The following is a 1,766-nucleotide window of genomic DNA, read 5'->3' on the forward strand; positions in this document are numbered from 1 at the left end:
CAACGACCTGACCCAGACCGCTTTCGGGCTTTCGCGCGACGACGCCGGCAAGTTCCTGCCGAAATATGTCGAGAGCGGAATCTTTGAGAAGGACCCCTTCGTGTCGCTCGATCGTGATGGCGTCGGCCTGCTGGTGCAGATCGCGGTCGAGAAAGGACGGGCGACGAAACCGAAGCTCAAGCTCGGCATTTGCGGCGAGCATGGCGGCGATCCCGCCTCGATCGCCTTCTGCCAGGACGTCGGGCTCGACTATGTTTCCGGTCGCTCGGTCAAGGTGTTCCAGCTCCGTGGGCCATAAAAGTGCTAGAAAACGGCGACTCTTTCTGGGAAGGCTCGATGATTATCCGGAACAGTCGGCCCTAGAGAGGGCGTAAAAGTGCCGTAGAGCGAAAGTCTTCCCGGGAAAGCTCGAATGAGCTGAACGAGATATTTAATTCTCTTGTTTGGGAGATGAGACATAGAAATGTCGACCCCCGAGCTAGAATCCGCGAAGGACACGAGGCCACATCTCAAGTCCCTCGCGCTCGTGCACAAGGCTGAATGATTTCAAAGCTCTCATCCTATCAAGATAACCAGCTATATTGTCCCATCGATCCGCGGCCGTTGGCATTTCGCGTGACCAGCGCATAAGCATGGTCGCATGAAAATCGACGGCACTGAGGCTCTTGCCCGCAATGTAGGGCGTTTCCCGCAGCCGTGCATCGACACGCTCCCAAACCCTCTCGATGCGCACACGCGCATGCGCCTTCACCGCCTCGACCGCTTCGGCTCCTCCAACCTCATCGGCGTAGAACCACGCACGGTAGAGCGGCTGCAGCGTATTGGCAAAATAAACCATCCACTGCAGGTAGTCTGACCGCTCCGGCGCTCCTTGCGGAATATCGAGGTCGCCCGCCGGATGGCGCTCCGCCAACATCAGCGCAAGCGCGGCGGACTCGAAGTACCGCGCACCACCCACGACGAGCGTTGGAACCGTTCCGTCGGGGTTGATCCGAAGGTATTCGGGGCTCTTGTGGGCCTTGGTGACGAAATCTATCAAGCGAGCCTCGAAGGAAACGCCAAGATGGATCAGAATCCAGTGGATCGCCAGGCTTGCCCTGCCCGGCGAATAATAGAGAGTGTACATCGTGTTCCTCAAACGGGGCTATTCGCGCAATCCGGCAAGACGCAGGCACTCGGCAAGATGCTCGCGGTCACCTTCGCTAAAGAGGGTTCTGGCGACGAGGTAGCCTATCGTCGCGTCGGGTTGAATTGCCAAACACTGCGCCACCAACTCCCGAGCGCGTTCGACGAAGCCCAACTTCGCGCAGCATCCCGCCATCATGGCAGTCTCGCCCGCGCCCGTTGGTGCGCCCCGATCAAAGTTGGCCAAGGCTTCCCCGTATTGATATAGCGCGAACTGGGCGACCCCGAGCACCCGCCAGTACCAAGAAGGTCCGAAATATGGGTCTATGCAGCGGGCATAATGTAGGTGCTCAAGCCCCTCTTCCGCGCGGCCTATCCGGGTAAGGAGTATACCGAGATCGGCCTTGCTCGCCGGGTTGGCCGGATTAATCTCATTGGCGCGCTCCATATGGCGCAGCGCCGTATCGAAGCAACGTCTTTCCAGGTACAGATGGCCCAGCGCCGCGTGGCTCGTGCCTTCACCATCAGAGAGTTCGACCCCTCGCTTCGCCAGTGCGAACGCACGATCAAGGACTTCCGGCGGCCATGCGAGCGCCCGGCTAAACTCGCGTTGCAGGATCATCGCCAATAGGCTGTGAGGA

At 59.3% G+C, this 1,766-nt stretch carries 3 protein-coding genes; 1 reads left to right on the top strand and 2 read right to left on the bottom strand.

Annotated features, from left to right (window positions below; translation table 11 throughout):
- Positions 1 to 298: putative PEP-binding protein (locus GSQ92_RS26805; protein WP_159014616.1), on the top strand; the 298-nt coding region annotated here is incomplete at its 5' end.
- A 180-nt stretch (positions 299 to 478) separates the two neighbouring features.
- On the opposite strand, the gene GSQ92_RS26810 is transcribed toward GSQ92_RS26805, so the two are convergent.
- Together GSQ92_RS26810 and GSQ92_RS26815 are read right to left on the bottom strand one after the other, a co-directional pair.
- The gene (locus tag GSQ92_RS26810; RefSeq protein ID WP_158805165.1) at positions 479 to 1,126 is read right to left on the bottom strand and encodes a glutathione S-transferase family protein; all 648 of its coding nucleotides are present in this window, start codon (positions 1,124 to 1,126) and stop codon (positions 479 to 481) included.
- An 18-nt stretch (positions 1,127 to 1,144) separates the two neighbouring features.
- Positions 1,145 to 1,766: hypothetical protein (locus GSQ92_RS26815; RefSeq protein ID WP_216856991.1), on the bottom strand; the 622-nt coding region annotated here is incomplete at its 5' end.

The sequence above is a fragment of the Acidisoma sp. S159 genome, from assembly GCF_009766125.1.
Taxonomy (GTDB): Bacteria; Pseudomonadota; Alphaproteobacteria; order Acetobacterales; family Acetobacteraceae; genus Acidisoma.

Coding starts and splice junctions, on each gene's coding strand:
- GSQ92_RS26810 (WP_158805165.1), bottom strand. CDS start 1,126: ATGTACACTCTCTATTATTCGCCGGGCAGGGCAAGCCTGGCGATCCAC.